The 19,541-nt window shown below is 52.5% G+C and carries 25 protein-coding genes; 17 read left to right on the top strand and 8 right to left on the bottom strand.

Features of this window, described 5'->3' with window-relative positions; genetic code table 11:
- Positions 1–36: 36 nt before the first annotated feature.
- From EVJ29_RS08805 to EVJ29_RS08775, 7 genes are all read left to right on the top strand, one after another.
- Positions 37–576, top strand: a complete 540-nt coding sequence (locus EVJ29_RS08805; protein WP_131464850.1) for a DUF402 domain-containing protein — start codon at positions 37–39, stop codon at positions 574–576.
- Between the two features lie 49 nt (positions 577–625).
- On the top strand, positions 626–1,753 hold the full coding sequence (locus tag EVJ29_RS08800; RefSeq protein WP_131464848.1) for a tetratricopeptide repeat protein: 1,128 nt from the start codon (positions 626–628) through the stop codon (positions 1,751–1,753).
- A 146-nt stretch (positions 1,754–1,899) separates the two neighbouring features.
- Positions 1,900–2,334, top strand: a complete 435-nt coding sequence (locus EVJ29_RS08795; RefSeq protein ID WP_131464846.1) for a MarR family winged helix-turn-helix transcriptional regulator — start codon at positions 1,900–1,902, stop codon at positions 2,332–2,334.
- Positions 2,335–2,370: 36 nt separating this feature from the next.
- On the top strand, positions 2,371–3,366 hold the full coding sequence (locus EVJ29_RS08790) for a ring-cleaving dioxygenase (protein ID WP_070329295.1): 996 nt from the start codon (positions 2,371–2,373) through the stop codon (positions 3,364–3,366).
- Positions 3,363–3,992 carry an NADPH-dependent FMN reductase gene (locus EVJ29_RS08785; protein WP_131464844.1) on the top strand — a complete coding sequence of 210 codons (630 nt, stop codon included), beginning with the start codon at positions 3,363–3,365 and terminating at the stop codon, positions 3,990–3,992. Before EVJ29_RS08790 ends, EVJ29_RS08785 begins: the two co-directional genes overlap by 4 nt.
- A gap of 132 nt (positions 3,993–4,124) precedes the next feature.
- Positions 4,125–5,192, top strand: a complete 1,068-nt coding sequence (locus EVJ29_RS08780) for a saccharopine dehydrogenase family protein (protein ID WP_071398559.1) — start codon at positions 4,125–4,127, stop codon at positions 5,190–5,192.
- An 81-nt stretch (positions 5,193–5,273) separates the two neighbouring features.
- The gene (locus EVJ29_RS08775) at positions 5,274–6,071 is read left to right on the top strand and encodes a GNAT family N-acetyltransferase (RefSeq protein WP_016508856.1); all 798 of its coding nucleotides are present in this window, start codon (positions 5,274–5,276) and stop codon (positions 6,069–6,071) included.
- Positions 6,072–6,102: 31 nt separating this feature from the next.
- Here the strand turns inward: EVJ29_RS08775 and EVJ29_RS08770 are convergent, their stop codons facing one another.
- Together EVJ29_RS08770 and EVJ29_RS08765 are read right to left on the bottom strand one after the other, a co-directional pair.
- Positions 6,103–6,888, bottom strand: coding sequence for an SDR family oxidoreductase (locus EVJ29_RS08770; RefSeq protein ID WP_070329291.1), 786 nt, complete (start codon positions 6,886–6,888; stop codon positions 6,103–6,105).
- Positions 6,889–6,976: 88 nt separating this feature from the next.
- A complete protein-coding gene (locus EVJ29_RS08765; RefSeq protein WP_070329290.1) occupies positions 6,977–7,291 on the bottom strand; it encodes a hypothetical protein in 315 nt (104 codons plus the stop codon).
- A gap of 162 nt (positions 7,292–7,453) precedes the next feature.
- Here EVJ29_RS08765 and EVJ29_RS08760 point away from each other — a divergent pair, with 162 nt between their 5' ends.
- From EVJ29_RS08760 to EVJ29_RS08750, 3 genes are all read left to right on the top strand, one after another.
- Positions 7,454–7,744, top strand: a complete 291-nt coding sequence (locus EVJ29_RS08760; protein ID WP_131504983.1) for a hypothetical protein — start codon at positions 7,454–7,456, stop codon at positions 7,742–7,744.
- A gap of 179 nt (positions 7,745–7,923) precedes the next feature.
- Positions 7,924–8,526: an NUDIX hydrolase gene (locus EVJ29_RS08755; protein WP_070329288.1), complete on the top strand. Its 603-nt coding sequence runs from the start codon at positions 7,924–7,926 to the stop codon at positions 8,524–8,526.
- Positions 8,527–8,619: 93 nt separating this feature from the next.
- On the top strand, positions 8,620–9,207 hold the full coding sequence (locus EVJ29_RS08750) for a GNAT family N-acetyltransferase (protein ID WP_131504982.1): 588 nt from the start codon (positions 8,620–8,622) through the stop codon (positions 9,205–9,207).
- On the opposite strand, the gene EVJ29_RS08745 is transcribed toward EVJ29_RS08750, so the two are convergent.
- A complete protein-coding gene (locus tag EVJ29_RS08745; protein WP_131504981.1) occupies positions 9,188–9,655 on the bottom strand; it encodes a GNAT family N-acetyltransferase in 468 nt (155 codons plus the stop codon). The genes EVJ29_RS08750 and EVJ29_RS08745 overlap by 20 nt on opposite strands.
- A 68-nt stretch (positions 9,656–9,723) precedes the next feature.
- On the opposite strand from EVJ29_RS08745, the gene EVJ29_RS08740 reads away from it, so the two are divergent.
- From EVJ29_RS08740 to EVJ29_RS08735, 3 genes are all read left to right on the top strand, one after another.
- Positions 9,724–10,521: a GNAT family N-acetyltransferase gene (locus EVJ29_RS08740; protein WP_131504980.1), complete on the top strand. Its 798-nt coding sequence runs from the start codon at positions 9,724–9,726 to the stop codon at positions 10,519–10,521.
- Positions 10,521–10,709, top strand: coding sequence for a hypothetical protein (locus tag EVJ29_RS15415; RefSeq protein ID WP_131439518.1), 189 nt, complete (start codon positions 10,521–10,523; stop codon positions 10,707–10,709). The genes EVJ29_RS08740 and EVJ29_RS15415 overlap by 1 nt, the downstream gene beginning before the upstream one ends.
- Positions 10,710–10,875: 166 nt before the next feature.
- Positions 10,876–11,862: a M23 family metallopeptidase gene (locus tag EVJ29_RS08735; protein WP_131504979.1), complete on the top strand. Its 987-nt coding sequence runs from the start codon at positions 10,876–10,878 to the stop codon at positions 11,860–11,862.
- 63 nt (positions 11,863–11,925) lie between these two features.
- On the opposite strand, the gene EVJ29_RS08730 is transcribed toward EVJ29_RS08735, so the two are convergent.
- On the bottom strand, positions 11,926–12,468 hold the full coding sequence (locus tag EVJ29_RS08730; protein ID WP_070329283.1) for a TraR/DksA C4-type zinc finger protein: 543 nt from the start codon (positions 12,466–12,468) through the stop codon (positions 11,926–11,928).
- A gap of 155 nt (positions 12,469–12,623) precedes the next feature.
- Here EVJ29_RS08730 and EVJ29_RS08725 point away from each other — a divergent pair, with 155 nt between their 5' ends.
- The 4 genes from EVJ29_RS08725 to EVJ29_RS08710 all read left to right on the top strand — a co-directional run bounded on the left by EVJ29_RS08725 (position 12,624) and on the right by EVJ29_RS08710 (position 14,741).
- On the top strand, positions 12,624–13,148 hold the full coding sequence (locus tag EVJ29_RS08725) for a GrpB family protein (protein WP_070329282.1): 525 nt from the start codon (positions 12,624–12,626) through the stop codon (positions 13,146–13,148).
- Positions 13,149–13,204: 56 nt separating this feature from the next.
- Positions 13,205–13,525, top strand: a complete 321-nt coding sequence (locus EVJ29_RS08720) for a hypothetical protein (RefSeq protein ID WP_131504978.1) — start codon at positions 13,205–13,207, stop codon at positions 13,523–13,525.
- A gap of 117 nt (positions 13,526–13,642) precedes the next feature.
- Positions 13,643–14,422: a CPBP family intramembrane glutamic endopeptidase gene (locus tag EVJ29_RS08715; RefSeq protein ID WP_131490313.1), complete on the top strand. Its 780-nt coding sequence runs from the start codon at positions 13,643–13,645 to the stop codon at positions 14,420–14,422.
- Between the two features lie 70 nt (positions 14,423–14,492).
- The gene (locus tag EVJ29_RS08710) at positions 14,493–14,741 is read left to right on the top strand and encodes a hypothetical protein (protein ID WP_233589656.1); all 249 of its coding nucleotides are present in this window, start codon (positions 14,493–14,495) and stop codon (positions 14,739–14,741) included.
- A 25-nt stretch (positions 14,742–14,766) separates the two neighbouring features.
- Here EVJ29_RS08710 and EVJ29_RS08705 read toward each other — a convergent pair whose 3' ends face one another.
- From EVJ29_RS08705 to EVJ29_RS08690, 4 genes are all read right to left on the bottom strand, one after another.
- The gene (locus tag EVJ29_RS08705; protein ID WP_201739001.1) at positions 14,767–15,621 is read right to left on the bottom strand and encodes a pirin family protein; all 855 of its coding nucleotides are present in this window, start codon (positions 15,619–15,621) and stop codon (positions 14,767–14,769) included.
- Between the two features lie 110 nt (positions 15,622–15,731).
- Positions 15,732–16,967: a hypothetical protein gene (locus EVJ29_RS08700; protein ID WP_131504976.1), complete on the bottom strand. Its 1,236-nt coding sequence runs from the start codon at positions 16,965–16,967 to the stop codon at positions 15,732–15,734.
- A 14-nt stretch (positions 16,968–16,981) separates the two neighbouring features.
- A complete protein-coding gene (locus EVJ29_RS08695) occupies positions 16,982–18,244 on the bottom strand; it encodes a hypothetical protein (protein WP_236633488.1) in 1,263 nt (420 codons plus the stop codon).
- A gap of 287 nt (positions 18,245–18,531) precedes the next feature.
- Positions 18,532–19,428: an aldo/keto reductase gene (locus EVJ29_RS08690; protein WP_070329277.1), complete on the bottom strand. Its 897-nt coding sequence runs from the start codon at positions 19,426–19,428 to the stop codon at positions 18,532–18,534.
- Positions 19,429–19,541 lie beyond the last annotated feature (113 nt).

The following is a 19,541-nucleotide window of genomic DNA, read 5'->3' as shown; positions in this document are numbered from 1 at the left end:
ACACATTTAGGAAACTGATTTAAAGGAGAGAGAGAGATGCCAAAACGAAAATTTGCCAATCGTCGTGATTGGGAACGCATATTAAAAAATCGATACGCACAAATGGAGGTGCGGGACGATCGCTTCTCGGGCACCGTCGCCCTCTTTCAAATTGACGCCGTCCGAGCCCCACAATATAAGATGCATCAAGGAAAGGAGTTCATCGTCGCCGACGCAGGTTACGCGTGGCTCCAGTACTTCTCAGAACATGAACCGTTCGGGGTGACCGTCATGTTCGATGACCGGGGCAACATCGTCCAATGGTACATCGATATCGTCGAGGGGATCGGGTATGAGGATGGGATTCCGTACATGGATGACCTCCTGCTCGACATCCTCATCTTCCCGAACGGTGACGTCGTCCGTAAAGACGAGGATGAGTTCGAAGCGGCAGCCAAGTCAGGTGAGCTCACGCCGGAGATGGTCGACCGTGGCTGGCGTGATTTCAAGGCGACGCTCGATCGGATCGAACGCCGCGACTTCGTCTATTTTGATTTAGCGAACGAGCATTACGAGCAGTTGAAGCAAAAGCTTTGAGTCTTCCCGTACTGCTTTTGGTACAGTGAAAGAACAGGGGGGAAGATAGATGAAACAAATTGATCTCGAGAAGTGGCCGCGTAAAAAGCATTATGAGTTTTTCAAGGCGTTTGACGCCCCGCATTTCAACGTGACGGCGAACGTCGACGTGACGAAGCTACATACGTTCGCGAAGACGCGCGGACAGTCATTTTTCAAGCTGTTCTTATACGGCGTGGTGAAGACGGCGAACGCCATCCCTGAACTTAGGTACCGGATGCGCGGTGACGTGGTCGTCGAGCATGATGTCGTCCATCCATCGTTCACCGTCATGATGGATGATGACGTCTTCAATTTCTGTACGGCGACGTATAAAGACGCGTTTCCCGACTTCATGGAGGAAGTGGCCGTGCGGATGAGCGGGGCGAAACGAGAAGTCGTCGTCGGAGATGACGAGCCGGACAGCCTGCTCTATATTACGAGCGTGCCTTGGCTCACGTTCACGAGCATCAGTCACCCGACGAATGACCAACAGCACGATAGCGTTCCGCGGATCGCCTGGGGCAAATTCACGAAAGTTGGCGACCGGATGATGATGCCGCTCTCAGTCCAAGCGCACCACGCGCTCGTCGACGGCGTCCATATCGGGAAATATTATGAGAAACTGCAAGCGTGGCTCGATGATTTGAGCGACCTTCACGTTAAACAGCCAGAAGAAGTCGGACTCGACGAGGCGATCCGCCTGCGCGAGAACGGAGAGCTCGAGCGGGCGAAGCAGCTGTTGCTCATGCTGTTGCGTCAAGATGAGAAAAATCCACGACTCCACGCGCAATGTGCCTGGTGTTATGACTCGCTCGGCGAAGAGCGTCAAGCCGTCCCGCACTATGAGCGGGCCATCCGACTCGGTCTGAGCGGTCACGAGCTCAGTGAGACGTATATCGGGCTCGGCAGCACGTACCGTGCGCTCGGTCGTTACGAGGATGCCGAACAACTATTTGCTAAGGCGATCGAACAGTTCCCTGACATCGCTGCCTTGAAAGTGTTCCAAGCGATGACGCGTTACAACCTCGGACAGCATCAGGAAGCGACCGGTGCGTTGCTCGAGCTGCTCGCGAGTCCGCAGCCGGATGACAGCATTCAGCGTTATCGTCGCGCCATCGCGTTTTATGCGCGCAATCTCGACGAGACGTACGATTGATCCGGAAGACAAGGCTTGTGGAAGCGGCCTTGTCTTTTTATTGAATCAAATTGATTGACCGATCCAAATTACCGTGTTATATTTATCTCGAATTAAAGATAATTAAATTTAAAGTATTGTTTTCTCTCAACAAAGGAGGGGAACAGATGAAACAATCAGACGCCTTAAAAGCAATCACCGTCTTATTTCGGGCTTCACAATCGATCCAGGACATGGTCAAACACGAAGTCGCCGCATATGGACTGAACGCGACCGAATTCTCGGTACTCGAACTGCTCTATCATAAAGGTGACCAACCGATTCAAATCATCGGCAAAAAAGTCTTGCTCTCAAGCGGCAGCATGACGTATATCGTCGACCGACTCGAGGCAAAAGGCTATTTGGTCCGGAAAGCTTGTCCGAGCGACCGCCGTGTGACGTATGCCGCATTAACCGAAGCGGGAACCGACTTGATGGATCAAATTTTTCCGACACACACGAAACGGATGAACGAGTTGTTCGACGGAATCGATTTAGATGACACAATCACACAATTGAAGACGGTCGGCAAACGTGCCGAGGCGTCAAAATTTTTTAACTAATTATCTCGAAATCAAGATTTTGAAGGAGCGATTTAAATGAACCATGTAAAAGGGATTCACCACGTGACGGCGATCACGAGCAGCGCCGAAAAGAACTACGACTTCTTTACGAACGTCTTAGGGATGCGTCTCGTCAAAAAGACGGTCAACCAAGACGACATTCAGACGTATCACTTGTTCTTTGCGGACGATAAAGGTAGCGCCGGGACGGACATGACGTTTTTCGACTTCCCAGGCATCCCAAAAGGCGTGCACGGGACGAATGAGATTTCAAAGACGTCGTTCCGTGTCCCGACGGATCAGGCACTCGACTACTGGGTCCGCCGTTTTGATCGGTTAAAGGTAAAACATGAAGGCATCACCGAGCAGTTCGGCAAGAAGACGCTGTCGTTCGTCGACTTCGACGACCAAGCGTATCAGCTCATCTCGGACGAGTTCAATCAAGGTGTCGCTTCTGGTGAGCCGTGGCCAAACGGTCCGATTCCACTCGAGTATGCCATTACTGGACTCGGGCCAATCTTTATCCGTATTTCTGACTTCACGTACTTCAAGCAAGTGATGGAGGAAGTCATGTTGTTCGAAGAAATCGGGCAAGAAGGTGACAATCATCTCTTTGAAGGAGGTGAGGGTGGAAACGGAGCGCAAGTCGTCGTCATCCATGACGAGACGTCTCAGCAAGCACGTCAAGGGTTTGGAACGGTGCATCACGTCGCGTTCCGCGTCGATGACCGCAGCGTCCTCGACGAATGGACAGCACGGCTGCAACAGTTCGGGTTACCGACGTCAGGTTACGTTGATCGTTTCTTCTTTGAATCGTCGTATGCACGCGTCGCACCGCAAATCTTGTTCGAATGGGCGACCGACGGACCAGGATTTATGGGTGACGAACCATATGAGACGGTAGGTGAGAAATTGTCGCTCCCACCGTTCTTAGAGTCGAAGCGTGAGCAGATCGAAGCGATGGTCCGGCCGATTGATACAGTCAGGAGCACAAAAACGTTCGAGAAAGAGTATGAGGGTATGCCATCATGAGTTTTTTCAATCGTTTGTTCGGTAAACAAGAAGCATCAACCAACTCACAAGGAGGAACTACTATGTTGAAAATTGGAATCGTACTCGGATCGACTCGTGAAGGACGCGTTAGCCCGCAAGTCGGAGAATGGGTAAAAGAACTCGCCGACAAGCGCGGTGACGCGAACTATGAAATCATCGATATTGCGGACTACAGCTTACCGCTTCTCGGCGAGGCTGGCGGTGACGCGACAGGTGCTGCGGCATGGTCAGAGAAAATTGCAGAGATGGACGGTTTCGTCTTCATCGTACAAGAGTACAACCACTCGATGACAGGCGCGCTCAAAAACGCCCTCGACTACTTACGTAACGAATGGCATAACAAGGCGGCAGGGATCGTCTCGTACGGTTCGGTCGGCGGCGCTCGGGCAACTGAGCATGTGCGCGGTGTCTTGAGCGAACTCTTGATTGCCCACGTCCGGGTCCACCCGGCGCTCTCGCTCTTCACAGATTTCGAGAACGGCACGCACTTCGCACCGAAAGACGTACAAGTCCAATCGGTGAATGATATGCTCGACCAGCTCGTCCCATGGACAGAAGCGATGCAGACGGTTCGTACGAAAGCAGCGGAAGCGACGAACAACTAATTAAGCAACTGATTGTCCTTTCAGGGACGATCAGTTTTTTTGTGTTACTGTTCATTCGATATTGCATCGTGTATCGTCAGTAAAAGAAGGGAACAAAAGAAGCATACATATAGCCTGAAGGAGGAAACAACGATGAAATGGATGATCTATGGCGCGAACGGCTATACAGGTGAACTGATTGCCCGGCAAGCAGTAAACGAAGGGATGACACCGGTGCTCGCAGGGAGGCGTGCGGACGCGATCGAGCGTCTTGGTGACGAGCTCGGATGCGAGACGCGTGTCTTTAGTCTGTCGCTCGACAAAGCGAAGCAGGAACTCGCTGACATCGACCTCGTCTTGCACTGTGCTGGACCGTTCGCCGATACGAGTCAGCCGATGGTCGAGGCGTGCCTTGCGTCACAGACGCATTACCTCGATATTACCGGGGAAATCGAAGTGTTCGAATACATCCATTCGAAGAAACGGGCCAAGCTCGCGCAAGAAGCCGGGGTATTGCTGTGTTCGGGTGTCGGCTTTGACGTCATCCCGACCGACTGTGTGGCCCGCAAGTTGAAGGAACTCATGCCGGACGCGACGAATCTCGCCCTCGGCTTCTCGGCCGCTGCCGGTATTTCGCGCGGAACGATGAAAACAGCAATCCGCGGGCTCGGCTCGAGCAGTGCCGAGCGGAAAGACGGAAAACTGTCGCCGTTCCCGCTTGGGGCCAAGCGTCGACAAATCGACTTTGGGCGCGGCAAGAAAACAGCGCTCGCAATTCCGTGGGGTGACGTCTCGACCGCGTATTATACGACGGGCATCCCGAACATCACGACATGGATCCCAGTTCCCCCAGTGGCCGGATATGCGTCTCGTCTCATGTCGTTCTTTAGTCCGATTCTTGGTAGTGACGCTGTCCAAGGACGTCTCTTACGCTATGTCGATGAACATATTAGCGGACCGGATGAGGCGGAGCGGGACGGGTCGTCGACGTATGTTTGGGGCGAAGCAACGAATGCGGACGGACACAAATATATCGTCCGCATTAAGACGGCGAGCACGTACGCCTTCACCGTCTATGGGGCGCTCGAGGTCGTGAAACGTCTCGTCGGTTCAAGCCGGGTCATTCCTGGAAGCTTCACACCAGCGATGTTGTTCGGCTCGCATTTTATCGAAGAAATCGAAGGGTCGTCCTCGTTCGTGATTGATGAAGTCCGCCTTTAAAGCGTTGCCTTGTAACGGAATCACAACATGTTCGTAATTGAAGTGTGGTAAACTCAGGGAAGATTAGAGGGAGGGAACGAGATGAAACGCTTAGAACTAGCCAGGCGCATCGAACGCATCAAAGCGGAAGGGACGTCTGCCTACATCAGGCATCGAAAACAGACCCCTCCCTATGAAGGCTCGGAGTTAATCGTTGAAAATAAAGGTCATGTGTTCCGGATGGGGAATACGAGTTTTGCGGTCGGGTTCGGCTTGAACCGTCCGACGAGCTTTTACGATCTGCACCAAATGGAGAAGTGGGTTCGTGGTAAGAACGTGTCCCGCCTACATATTGAGGTGTGTCCACTCGCGGACATGTCGCTCATTCGCCTGCTGCAGGAACGAAACTATACGCTCGATCACTTTCTCGACGTCTGGTTGCTCGATGTGAATACGTTTGAGTTGCCAGAGAGTGAAGCGACACGTGTCGAACGTGTGCACGCCGATAACGTGAACGAATGGGCTCGGGCGATTGCGACAGGATTCGCCGAGACGGGGACCGTCCTGCAAGAGACGATCGATACGGCGAAAGGGTTTTATGCGTTACCGGAAAACCAGGCGTTTCTCGTCCGTGAAGACGAGACAGCAGTCGCCGGCGGTATTCTCGCCGTTCAGGACGGGATGGGGGAACTGTTTTTGACGAGCACGATTCCCGATTATCGGGGAAAAGGGTATCAGACCCAACTCATTTTAGAGCGAGTTGCCGCGGCAAAAGCGATAGGTTGCGAGTACGTGACGGTGACGACGAAAGTCGATACCGCCTCGGGACGCAACATGGAACGCCTTGGTTTTACACCGTTTTACCAAAAAGCAGTTATGAAAAGTCCGATCCTCAAATAAACAGGTCGCCCCGCGGGGCGACCTGTTGTCGTTAGAGTAGTGATTCGGCACCGTCGACGTACACTTCTGATCCGGTGACATGGCTCGACATATTGCTCGCAAAGAACAAGACGACGTCGGCCACTTGCTTCGCCGTACCTGATTTTCCGGCGAGCGGTTGGTTGCCTTCTGGATATTCAATCGGGATGACGATTTCTTCAAGTAACGCGTCGTCCCGGTTCGTCGAATCATCGATGTTCGTATCGATTGCACCCGGACAAATCGTGTTGACCCGAATACCGAACTGGGCGAGCTCGGCCGCAGCCATTTTCGCAAAACCGGTCTGGCCGGCTTTCGTCGTCGCATAGCCGCTGAAGCCAAAGTTTTTAAAGAAACGGTTCCCGTTGATCGACGACGTGATGATGATGCTGCCGCCTTTCTCTTTCAAGTGGGGAATCGCATGTTTCACGGTTAAGAACGTGCCCGTCAAGTTCGTCTCGACGACCCCGTTCCAATCTTCGAGCGACAAGTGCTCGATTGGTGTGATCGTCCCGTTCCGTCCCGCGTTCGCAAACACGATATCGACATGTCCGAACCGTTCGACCGTCTGTTCATAAGCCCGCTTCATCTCGTCTTCGTTTGAGACGTCGGCGCTAATACCGATGGCGCGGTCCTCGCCGATTAAGCTCGCGAGCTTCTCGGAGTCCTCTTGGTTCAAGTCGACGATGGCGACTTTTGCCCCTGCTTGGACGAACCGGATGACAGCGGCGCGTCCGATTCCTGACGCCGCTCCTGTGATAAACGCGACTTTACCCGACAACAATGTATTTGAAATCATGTATTTATCTCCTTTCAGCTACCTGTTGTCATATTCCACTGTTCTATAAAAATTAAGCCCGTTTTCTTGAAAAAAGACGATTCTTCGTTTAATCGGACGTTACATGAATCGATAGCGCGATGTTGAGCGTCGCATCTGGGTCAAGCTCGATAGTCACATGTTGACCGGCGCGAAGCTCTTGCACGTCGCTAGCAAGACCCGTCACTTCCGTCTGGTCATTAACTAAAATCGTATGCAATTTGATTTCATCCATATCCGTCTCGGCTGGACCAATCATCAGTTGAGGGATTTCAATCCGTTCGATGCGTCCGTCGAGCGTGTGATCGTTCCACGTGCTCACCCAATAGACTGCTAACAAAAAAAGACCGATGAACGCGAAGGCAAAGATGAGTCTAGCTCTCATGGTGATCCTCCTCTGCGGTACCCCGGTGCGATGGTTTCCATTAGTTATTTACCCGGAATCAGGAATTTATATAGGCTGATTTTTACAGGGATTTGAATGACAGATGCGGAATATAGTAAAACAATTTGCGGAGTGGAGGCGCTGACGATGGTTCTAGTCGGGATGGTTGGGTTAATCATTTTAGGATTGATTGCTTTCGGGTGGTGGACGATTGGGTTTCCCAGACGGAGGGTGTGGGGTGGGCTGATCATGCTAGTGGTTTCCTTCCTCTTTTCGCCGCTACTGCTCGTCGCGAGCGGCGAGCGCTACGGATTTGATGGCATCGTGGCCGGATTGGTCGCGCTGTTCTGTATGGTCGGGGGCGGTTTTTTCTTCACGACACTTGGCTGGACTGGTCGTCACCGAAAAGTCAGGAAAGTCCGGACATTGTCGGAAGACCCTGATCTGTTTTAGTTTAGGTTGTCGTTGCCCCTTCGAAACCCGTACAGTAAACGTATGGAACAAAATGGAGGGATACATGTGTCGACACTGATTAAACCGACCGCGTTACGGCCGGGCGATACGATCGGCATCGACGTCGAGCTCGATACGACCGCCGGGACGATCACCTTTTTAGAGAATGGAGTGACGATATGATTGAATTCATTACCGTGGTCGACCGGACACGTAAAAGAGTCGGGTTGAAGTCCCGGGCCGACGTCCATCGTGACGGCGATTGGCATGAGACGTTTCACTGCTGGATGATTGACCCGACGCATCTTTACTTACAGCTCCGCAGCGAGACGAAACAAGATTTTCCAGGACTGTTCGACATCACGGCAGCAGGGCATCTGGCTGCCGGAGAAACCGTTCGCGACGGAGTCCGTGAGATACAAGAAGAGCTCGGGATTGAACTGTCACTTGAGCAACTCCACCCGCTCGGCGTCTTTGAGGACGTGATTGAGACGGGAGCGTTTCTAGACCGGGAGTTCGCCCATACATATGTCTATCCGTACGCTGGGGAGGCGTTCACGTTAGACGTTGACGAAGTAGCAGACGTCGGCAAAGTTGACTTCGAGGCGTTCGTCGCCTTGCTCGACGGTTCGCGCGAACAGATTGAGGCAACTTCGGTCGTAACCGGAAAGACGTTACGCGTGACGAAAGAGACGCTCGTTCCACATCCAGACACATACTGGAACCAAGTTGTTGAAGGGGTTCGGACATTTTGGGAGAAAGCAGAAGGCCATGATGATTGATATCATCTGGCGACTGTTGAACGGATTGCTCGTGCTCGGTTTAGGAGGAGTTCTAGTTTGGTGTTTTCGCAAGTGAAGAGGGGAAGTGACGAGATGGAAGTTGTACATCCAGTAACACCGCTCGAGATCGAGTCGGCGCGCTTACGATTGCGGGCACCACGGCTGAGTGGAGACGAGCATGTCGTGAATGCGGCGATTCGGGATTCGCATGAGGAGTTCCGGCAGTGGTTGCCGTTCGCTCAAACGGTCCCGACGTTAGAAGAGACCGAGATCAATTTACGACGTGCCCACGAACTTTATGTGAAAGAGGAGAGTTTTCGCTATCTCATCTTTTTACGAGACACGGGAACGTTCGTCGGCACGGTCAGTCTGCAAGGCATCGACTGGGACGTTCCGAAGGCAGAAATCGGGTACTGGCTGCATTCAATGCATACCGGACACGGATACATGGGCGAAGCGGTCGAGGCGGTCACGCGGTTCGGGTTTACACATTTCGGATTCAAACGGATCGAGATCCGTTGTGAGTCGACGAACCGGGGCAGCCGGATGATACCAGAACGTCTAGGGTTTCAACTCGAAGGCATACTGCGGAACGACGACTTGTCCGCCGATGGCAACCGCCTGACCGACACGGCCGTCTATGCGATGCTGCCCGGTGAACTCAAACCGTCAGCGACATGATTCGTTGTTCGCCGACGGGTCCGGTCATACGACGTCCCGTATCCTTAAATCCGACAGTTTGATAGAGTGCGAACGCCGCCTCATTTTTTAAATTGACAGACAAGACGACTTGTCGCTTGTCAGAAAAATGGTGGCGGACGTATTCAGGTAGTTGCTGAAGCGCCGACTTGGCGTACCCGTTGTTTTGCGCCGGATGATTGATGGAAAAAATCGATAAGAGCAAGGCGTTCGGATTGTCCGTGTACGATTGGACGCGCTCGGTGTCGTGCAACAAAAAGAAGCCGACGGGTATGTCGTTCACAATGACGACGGGGTGCACACCGTCCGGAATTATCGAGTCGATATCTTTTGGCAACGTCGTATATTTCTCTTGATCGAGCGGCAGCGTGAACGTCTCGAGGACGGGCCAGTGTTTGTCTTGAAGCGGTTCGAGTGTGACGGATGACATCGTTATTCCTCCCTCATTAGAAGTAGCGCACTTTCAGTATACAAAAAATGAATGGGAAAGGACCAACTATGGACCAACAGATCTCGTATCAACAAAATGCACCACTATCCGACATGTATCAAGCTTTCATGGACGGGTTTTCTGATTACATAATTCGCTTTGACATGGATGCGGCAGGATTCGAATCGACCTTCCTCGTCCGGGATCAAAATCAACCGTCACGCTCCATCGTCGCGTATGCGGACGGACGTCCGGTCGGTGTCGTCTTGAGTGGGGTGGCCCATTTAGAGACAGGTTGGGTCACGCGTTGTGGTGGTCTGGCGGTCTCCCCTGCGTTTCGAAAAATAGGGATTGCCCGCGAGTTGATGCGCCGTTTTGACGAGCAGGCAACGGGGACACGTCTACTTGAAGTCATCCAAGGCAACGACGCGGCACTCGCTTTGTACGAGCGGCTCGGGTACGAGACGGTGCGCGAAATCTTTTATTTCGACTCCGTTCCGACCGAAACGGAAGCGACACGCGCGATCGAACCGATCGTGACGCTGTTCGATCGCTATTACCCGTCGGCATCGCACCGACCGATCTGGCAAACGGACGCGCGGACGACCCAGCAACGAGCCGAGCTCGTCCGGATCACAGAAGGCGACAAAACAGGGGCGCTCTTGTTCCGGTCAGGCGTCCTCCTCGACGTTTTCGGCCGGGATGAGGATGCGGAATGGCTCCTGCGGGCGGCCGCAGCGAATGGACCGATCAAGTTGACGCTCACGTCGGATCGTCCTGAATTGATCGAGGCGGCGCGAACGCTCGGGTTCAAACAAGATGCCATCGCCCAGTTTGAGATGGTGAAGCGCGAGACAGGTGTCTGATGAGACGTCTTCTTCCTATGTTGATGGTCGGTCTCATCGTCGGAAACTTGTTCACGATTCTCGGATTGACGACGAACTTGTCTCCTTCAATCGACCGTGTCTTTCTGTTCGGGGGCCCGGCGGTGACGTTTATAACTGCTGTGGGTATCGTCTTTGTCGTCCTAAAAATGAAGCGAGACAAACGGTGATGAACTATTCGTGAAGTTTGTGAGAGTGCTTGCTCACCGTTTTGAAATGTTAGACATATAAATGAAATGCTTCATATATTGAACTTTTCAGGTAGGGGTGATATATTCGCACTTGTAGCTTTTTATATAGCTAGCGAATCATCCTATTTGGAGGTTTTATCAATATATGTGGAAACAACTTTTACTAACTGTCGGTGTCGGCGTACTCGTTTTGAATGGCCCAGCGTCGGCCTCAGCAGATCAACTTACCCCGCAAGAGCTCGTCAAGACGACGAAGTCCCTTCAGAAGATAGAGCGCGATGTTCGCGCATCAAAGCAAGCGGTTGAAAAGGCGGAACGTCACGTGCAGGCGGTCGATGAACGGGCGGATGCGCTTCAAGCTAAACTAGATCAAGTAAGCACTCAGCTCGAAGCGTATGAAACGGCTTCGACCCCTGAAGAGACGTCTTTGTTTAAACAAGTACTGTCGTCTGTCCTTCCTAGCGCGAAGGCGGAAGCGGCGGAATCCGAAAAAGCCGAGACAGATTTAAAAGCGAGAGAAGCTGAAGCTGCTCGAGCGTTAGACGAATTGAGTGATCAACAGGCCGAAGTGAAGGCCGAGCGGGAACAGGTGAAGGCTTCACATGCGGCAGCGTATAAGCAGTTGAAGGCACAAGCTGCGCAATTAACAGATTTGAAGAAGCAAAAAGCAGCCATCGCACCAGATCAGTTTATGATTCCGGCGACGGGACGTCTGTCACAAGGGTTCGGCCCCGCTAGTGGACAATTCGGCTATACGTTCCACAACGGGATCGATATCGCCGCCAAAGTCGGGACACCGATCTACGCAGCGGCTGACGGCAAGGTCATCGACGTCAAGACGAGCGGCCCTTACGGCAAGCACGTCTTCATCGAGCATGACTTGAACGGACAGAAGTGGACGACCGTCTACGCCCATATGCATAAAATCGAAGTGAAGAAAGGCCAAGCGTTGCTTCAAGGTGAAGGCATCGGCCAAATCGGCAACACGGGCAACTCTTCAGGTCCTCACTTACATTTCGAGGTGCATCAAGGAAAATACGGTTACTCGTCAAGTTCGGCCGGCAATACGGTCAATCCGATGGACGTAGCGGAAGTACTCGGCGGCACATCACCAATCAAAGCGGTTTATTGACACGACGCGGCGTAGCGTCGTGTTTTTTTTGCGCAAAAAAAGCCGCATTGCAGCGGCTCTCGTTCATTCGCGGGTTGGATCGTGATTGCCTTTGGTGTCGGCGATTGTATCCGAGCTTCCGAAGTCTTCGACTTGGCTGAAGGCGTCAGTACTTTGCCCGGCGTCATCTGTTCCGTCGAGCTGTTTATGGGCAGCCGTCTCAGACGCATTGAGGACATCTTCTTCGACCGGACGATCGAGGTCTGTTTGATGCTCTTGTTCTTCCTGCTCACGTGCATGTTCGATGCAAAGCGTCGCTTCTGGGATGATCTCGAGCCGATCGAGTTCAATTTCTTTCCCGCACACTTCACATTTTCCGTACGTCCCGTTTTTGATGGCGAGAAGCGCCTTATCGACGTCCGTTAAAAATTCTTCGTCGAGTTCAGTGAGTGCGTGGTCACGTTCGCGTAAAAACAGCTCTTCTCCCGAATCGGCGGGATGGTTGTCATAGTGCGACAACTCTCCTTCGTCGTAAACTTCTTCACGATTTTCCAGATACCCTTCGGTCTTGGCTTTCTCTTTTAGTAGACGTTCTTTGAACGTATCGATTTGTTTTTGTGTCAACATACGGTCCACTCTCCAGTTCTGATTTCATTAGTATAAGCATTTCCCATTTTGCGACGCGACAAACCTTTCTGTCGGCAAAGCGGATTTCTAAAGACTTGAGAAAACGGGTATGATGACAATGAGTGTCAATTGTCGTGGAATAAGGAGGAAGCAACATGAGAAAAGTTGAGGTTGTGGAATACGATACAGCATGGACGGAAAAGTTTGAGGACGAGTCGAGCAGGCTCGAACGATTGCTCGACGGTGAACTGATTGTGATTCATCATATCGGCAGCACGTCTGTCCCGGGTCTTGACGCCAAACCGATCATCGATATCATGCCGGTCGTTCGCCAAATCGAACGCGTCGATGGATTGATCGGTCACATGGAGGCCCTCGGTTATCGCAGTTTCGGCGAGCACGGTATTCCGAGACGGCGCTTCTTCGCCAAAGGTGCGGACGTGCGGACGGTCCATGTCCACGTCTTCGAGGAAGGGGACGAAGGGGTCGTCCGGCATTTGGCCTTTCGAGACTACTTGATGGCATTTCCGGACGTACGTGCCGAATATGCCGCTCTCAAACAACAGCTCGCGAGCCAACATCCGGAAGATATCGAAAGCTACATCCAAGGAAAACAAGAATGGGTGTCCGAAACGGAGCGAGTGGCGACGCTTTGGTATTTGTCCCAGCAACAGAAATGAAACTTTTTCTCGCTTCATCTCGTAACGATAGATAACAAGTTGAGGGGGGAGATAAAGTGAAGCAATTTCTTGGGAAATGTATCGAATACTCGTTTTTCGCGCTCGTATTCATCGGATTATTCTTTGGCTTGCGCTATGGGGTCCATCAGTTCGTCCCGGCAACGGAAGAGATTCAACGTTATACTTATCTCGTCTTAGGGACAGCCGTTCTCGTGTTTCCGGCTTCGTTGTTCGGCGGCTATTTTCTCGCCCGTCCGATTCAGCGCCGGTTGAACGGAACAGCGACGGTCAGTTCGAACCACGTGTTGCGTGGTGATGAAAAGCCACACGGGGTCACGGAAGACCGAAACGGCACGCACACTGGGGGCGGTTTATGATGCGCTTGCGCCCCACTAGTTCGGTTGACGAAGAAGCCGCCACGTTTTAAGAACGTGTCGGCTTTCAAGCGAAACGTCAAATCGTCGTGAAGCACCTTTAGAAAGGGGAGACGGATCATGACGCGGCGCCTCGTGCTATTTATCGTGTTCACGTTCGCGTGGTCATGGTCATGGTGGGGTCTGAACATCTGGCTTGTCCGCTCGACCGGTGCTTCGTCTTCGCTGCTGCATTTCGCTGGGGCGTTCGGACCGCTCGTCGCGGCATGGCTGACGACGGCTTGGACGGATGGGTGGTCAGGGTGTCGTCGATTGTTTGAGCGCGCCTATGGCCGCTTGACGATTCGCTGGACGTTACTCGCCGTGTCTCTACCCGTTTTGTTTTTCGCAATCGGTGTCCTCGTCGTCAGTATGATGCCGGAAGTCTCAAATAGTTCGAATTGGTTTGCCAACGACAAGCTTCCGGACTGGTCGCCGTTTGTGTTATGGCTCGTTTGGGTGGCGACATACGGGTTTGGTGAGGAGAGCGGGTGGCGCGGGTATTTGCTGCCGACGCTATCAGAACGGATGGCGGTCCGACCGGCGACGCTCGTGGTCGCGCTCGTTTGGGCGCTTTGGCATGTGCCCGTCTTTTTATACGACCCAGATTTTCAAGACATGTCGGTGTTCATGATTGCCGGTTGGACGATTGGACTTATCTTCGGCTCCTTCTTTTTAGGCTGGTTGACCGTTCAGGCTGACTTCAGCATCTGGCCGGCTATCCTGTTTCACGGAACGTTTGATTTTTTGAGCGCCGGGGATGCGTTGCCGGACTTCATTCCGGCGATCTCATCGGTACTTTTGATTGGACTCGTGCTCGTATTGGCCCGTCGTTACGACGAGCAATTTCATAAACGTTGAAAGTAGGGATTGGATGGAAACGGTTATTTTAGTGATTGGGATCATCGGAGTGATTTCTTTAATGTTTTTCATGTCGAACCAGTGGATGGGATACAGCAAAGGCAATATCGTCATGACGCTCGATGATCATCACACGGACTTGAATCAATACGTGCCGGCGATTTTGACGAAACTCTATGAGGACGGCAAGTCGGCCCATTATCTCGGCGACCGGAAGTTTGAGGTGGACGGGAAACGATACGTCCTCGTCGAACGGACCGTACCGATCGGTCGGGTTCCGACCCAGCAGACGGTACTCATGCCGGATAAAACGAAGTAAAGCCACGCTGCCGCGTGGCTTTTTGTTATTGTGCAGGGGGTCCAAAACTACCGGCATGATAATCGCGGAACGCTTGGCGAATCTCGTCCTCGGTATTCATGACGAACGGACCATGGGCGATGTAGTCCTCACGGATCGGCTGTCCTGAGTAGACGAGCAGGCGGGCCCGTGACGTCGCTTTGACGCGGAGTGCGCTCATGCTGTCTGCTGTTTCGTCGTACGTGAGCGTCGCCACGTGCGTTTTCGCGAGCGGGGTCGCCGACGTGCCGAGCTCGACTGAACCGGCGAGCACGTAGACGAATCCGTTATGGTTTGTCGGCAAGACGTGCTCGTAGACGGCACCGGCTTTCAGACTGATTTCGCTCATCGTGATCGGCACGAGGCTGTTCATCGGCCCCGTTACCCCGGCGACGTCGCCGGAGTAGACGCGCACCTGCCCGCCGTCGATCGGTACGACCGGGGCGTCTTCGACATATACGTTCTGATAGGATGTCGTCGTCGATTTGAGCGATTTTGGCAAGTTGAGCCATAGTTGCAGCGTATGGATCAAGTCGTCATCGACGGCTTCCTCGGCATGCCGGGCTCCCCAACCGGCGTTCATATATTGAACGTCACCGGCGTCTAAAACCGAATGACCGCCATGGTTGTCGATATGCTCGAGCCGACCGTCGATGACGTACGTGATCGTCTGAAACCCGCGGTGCGGATGGTCAGAGAACGTGCCACGCTTGAACCAATCCTCGGCCATTAAAATAAACGGGTCGAACTCGTCTTTTCGTTCCGGGGGTAACACCCACCCTTGTTGGACGTGCGGATAGCCGTTCTGTTTATACGCGACTTGCCAGTGTGCGGCGACATCGCGGTCAAATCGTCTCGTCATCAGACCATCTCCTTCGAAAGCGTTTGGCTCCATTGTCGCACATGGACGATCTAGAAACGGGTGATTTTGCTCTCTGAACGTGCAAAGACAGACGGCCAGGAGACCGTCTGTCAATAAGGGGCGAGCGACAGCCAGGTGGCGCTGTCCTCGGAACTGAGTTTGTAGTGGTTACCTTTGGTCGTGACATAGACGTCCGTCTTTTTGGAACGTTCATGGAGCGTCACGTCGAACGTTTGGGACTTAACGCCTTCGGCCAAGGTGAATAGCGGATATGCGGCCGCCTCACCGTTCCGGTTGACGCGTTCGGCCCGCTGCAGCATCTGTTTAAGCGTTTCTCCGTCGGCAGTGGTCGTCTGGATGGCGTCCAAATGATGAAGTTCGGTCTTACCGGAGAGCGACGTCTTATGGAAATAACCGATGGTCGCTTCCTCGACTTCTTCTGTTGTTGCTGCGTCGACTTCTGACTGTGTCATCATCACCGGCGGCTCATAAGACAACGAGACCGTTTGCTTGACCGTCTCACCGTTGACATCATACGTCAACTCCCAGAGCGGATACATGTTGCCGAATTGAAGCTCGTCAGGGAGAGGATAGACGGTTGAAAGTGTCGGGATGCCGCCATCTGGAACAGAATCGAGCGACCCGTATGCCATGTTGTTTTCAGAAGATTGAATCAAGAGCGGTTGGACAACCCCGTCCATCTTGACGAGATAAAGCGACAGCGTCATCGTCTTCATGTTCGGGTCAAATGGGTGAAAAGATGTCGTCGACGAGTCCTGCGTCTTCACTTCTAGAGCGAGTGAGGCGAAGAGAGGAGAGTGCAGCGTAACAAACGGTGAGGTGAAAGGCATCACTTCGAAAAAGAGATCGTCCTCAAGATTGCTTTTGACCGCTTGATGCACCTCATCGGATCTACTCAGTGAACGAGGTCTTATGGGCTCGGCAGCCGTTTCACGCCGGGCAATCGAGAAGCGTTCGGGATCGATTTGTTTCATGTATTGGCTGGCGTCGGTTTGGCAATAGGCGTATGTCGCCTCGTCGTCATGGAACACTGTCATGCTCGTCAAGGGAGACGCCACATCTGACGAAAAGCGTGAAAAACTGCGATACGTCCCGTCATAGACGAAGGTGCTGTTCGGGAGGAAAATCGCGCCGGTGTCGTCACAAATCGTATGCACGGCAATCTGTTCCGTTTCGTCGAGCTGCATCGACTGTTGGTCCGGTTCATAATGATAGCCGTCGAATAGGATGGGGCGAACTTTGAGGTCGAGCGCGGACTCTTGTTCTGTGCAACCGGTCAAGATGATTGTCGCCATGAGCAACGTTGTGATGCCGATGGTTCGCACGCCATTTGCCCCCTTTACTCCATGAATTGGGCCTGCCACTTGGCCGCATCGTCGCGGAGTAGCTGGAAATGAGACCCAGTCTTCGTATTCGTCAAAAACACGTCATTTCCTTCATAGCTGACGTCGAACGTTTGTGCACATATGCCTTCGAAGACGGTCAAATAAGGGGTCGAGGCAGGTGTGCCGGCTTTCGAGACGGCTTTCGCGCGCTCGATCGCATTGAAGATGAATTGCGTATCGTCAGCTGTGGCGTGGCTTAAAAACGGCTCGTCTTTCGATTCCGTACCGATCAAGGCGAGCTCGTGAAAGACGACGTGCCGGCGGTGGTCGAATTGTTGGCGCATTTTGTTCTTCAAGCTATCCCCGCGCAACAAGGTTTCTTCTTTATAGGTGATCGACACGACTTGTTTATGGGCTTTTCCATCGCGGGTGAACGAGAAGCTGAACAACGGATAGCGTTCGTTCGCTACGAGTGTCGATGGGAGCGCACTTGCTTGCCGGACTCCTAGAAAACGGTCGAACGTCGCGTCAGGTGGTCGGACTACATCGTGATAGAGCTCTTGGTTCGACGAGGTGTAAATGCCGTAGCGCTGTTCGCCATCAGCAGACTCGGTACCAAATCCAATCGAGAGAAACGGCTGTCTAGAAGATAGATCAATAGGGACCACGAGGGTCTCGGCCGTGTCCGTTGACTCGAATGTGAACTCATATGAACCGTTGAACGGCATCGTCACGTGGACGAGCGTTTGCTCGAGAGCAGTCCGGAGAGGATACGGTTCGTTGCCGACCGGTTTGTCCATCTCGTTTAGAAATTGAAGTCGTTCGTGCGGTTGAGCGTTTCGCAGTTTCGAGATGGACGGATAAGTGACGGACAAGTCTTGAAAAGCGGTGAGACTGTCGGGAACGGATGCGACTTGTTTGATATAAGTGATTGTGCCTGCCTGACATTGCACATAAGACTGATTCTCCACTTCAAAGAATGTAGCGGTCGGGAACGCTTCGGTTGACGTTGTCGTCGTCAACGGCTGCGTCAACGTGACCGTTCCGACTAAACGGCGGTCGCCGGCGGGAACGTTCGTGATCGCATCTTCTGGATAACAAGCATCGAGCACGTTCGTCCGGTCGGACTCGGTCATCTCGATTTGTTGCCCCGAAGGAAGCGTGGCGCGACCTTGATAGTACTCTGGAGCTGTATGTAAACGAAAAGCATGTTCTTCCTCACATCCAAATAGGAATGACAAAATGGCAAGCGTACAGAAAAGCAGGTACTTTTTCACAGCGGTGCACTCCTTCGATGAATAACTTTCATCATTTTAGCACCAATTTTTTGTGACTTTAGTCTTAGGAAAACTAATGTGTTTTTTTAATAAAAAAGCGAAAAACCCGCTCGACTTGAACTGAGCGGGTCCGGTTTACACTTATGGATAAGAAATGGAATTTCTCGATTTGAACGTTGTCGATTTTTGACGAATGAACCCTGATATAGCGTCATTGCTAAAAAACGAACGGAAAACGTTGAAATGGAGTATGGGTTTTATAGGTATTTATTGGTTTTTATATTCCTTTAGTCGACGTCGCGACCGCGTGAAGCTTTCAAAATTTCGAACCATTCTTCACGGCTGAGCTCAATTTCAAGTGCGTCGACGCCAGTGCGGACTCGTTCAATTTTCCCAGAGCCGATGATCGGCATGATATTGACCGGATGTTTGAGCAACCAAGCATAGACGATTGAATCGATACCGCTAGCGTCATGACGGACGCGGATCTCTTCAAGCTTTTCACGAAGTGGCGCGTAGTCGTCTGCAGAGAATAACTGGCCTCCGGCGAGCGGGCTCCAGGCCATGAGCGGCATCCGCTTTTCGTGACATAGGTCGACAGAACCATCTTCGAAATGTTTCAACTGCATCGGCGAGAGCTCGAGCTGGTTCGTCACGAGTTTGAACGGTAACCGTGACTGCAGCAGTTGCTGTGTCGACGGTGCGTGGTTCGAGACGCCGAACGTCCGAACTTTTCCGCTCTGTTGCAACGTGATGAACGCCTCGGCGACTTCATCTGGATCCATGAGCGGATCGGGACGATGGATCAAAAGTGTATCAATCTGGTCAATCCCGAGCTCGCTCAAAGAACGTTCGGTTTGGCTGATGATATGCGCTTTCGTCGTATCGTAATGATTGAGCGTTTGGCCGGGGTTGAATGAGCCGGTCAATTTGATGCCCGTCTTCGTCACGATTTCGATTTGGTCACGAAGCGAAGGTTTGAGGCGCAACGCCTCTCCGAATAATCCTTCACACGTATACCCGCCATAAATGTCGGCGTGATCGAACGTCGTGATGCCGAGCTCGATACATTGCTCGATGAACGTGAGACGCTCCTGTGGGCTCATCTCCCATTCGGCGAGACGCCACATTCCGTGGATGATGCGTGAGAACGATAAGTCTTCCGTTAGTGCGATTCGTTGCATAATCGATTCCTCCTAATTGTCTGTCGCTTTCATTATACGGGTATTGTCCAACAGCGTCACTTTCTGCGCGCGAGCAGGGATGCTGAAACAGGGTCAATCGTGACGGAATCCGT

It is taken from the genome of Exiguobacterium sp. SH4S7, from assembly GCF_004336795.1.
Lineage (GTDB): Bacteria > Bacillota > Bacilli > Exiguobacteriales > Exiguobacteriaceae > Exiguobacterium > Exiguobacterium aurantiacum_A.
This window is presented reverse-complemented; position numbering and strand designations above follow the sequence as displayed.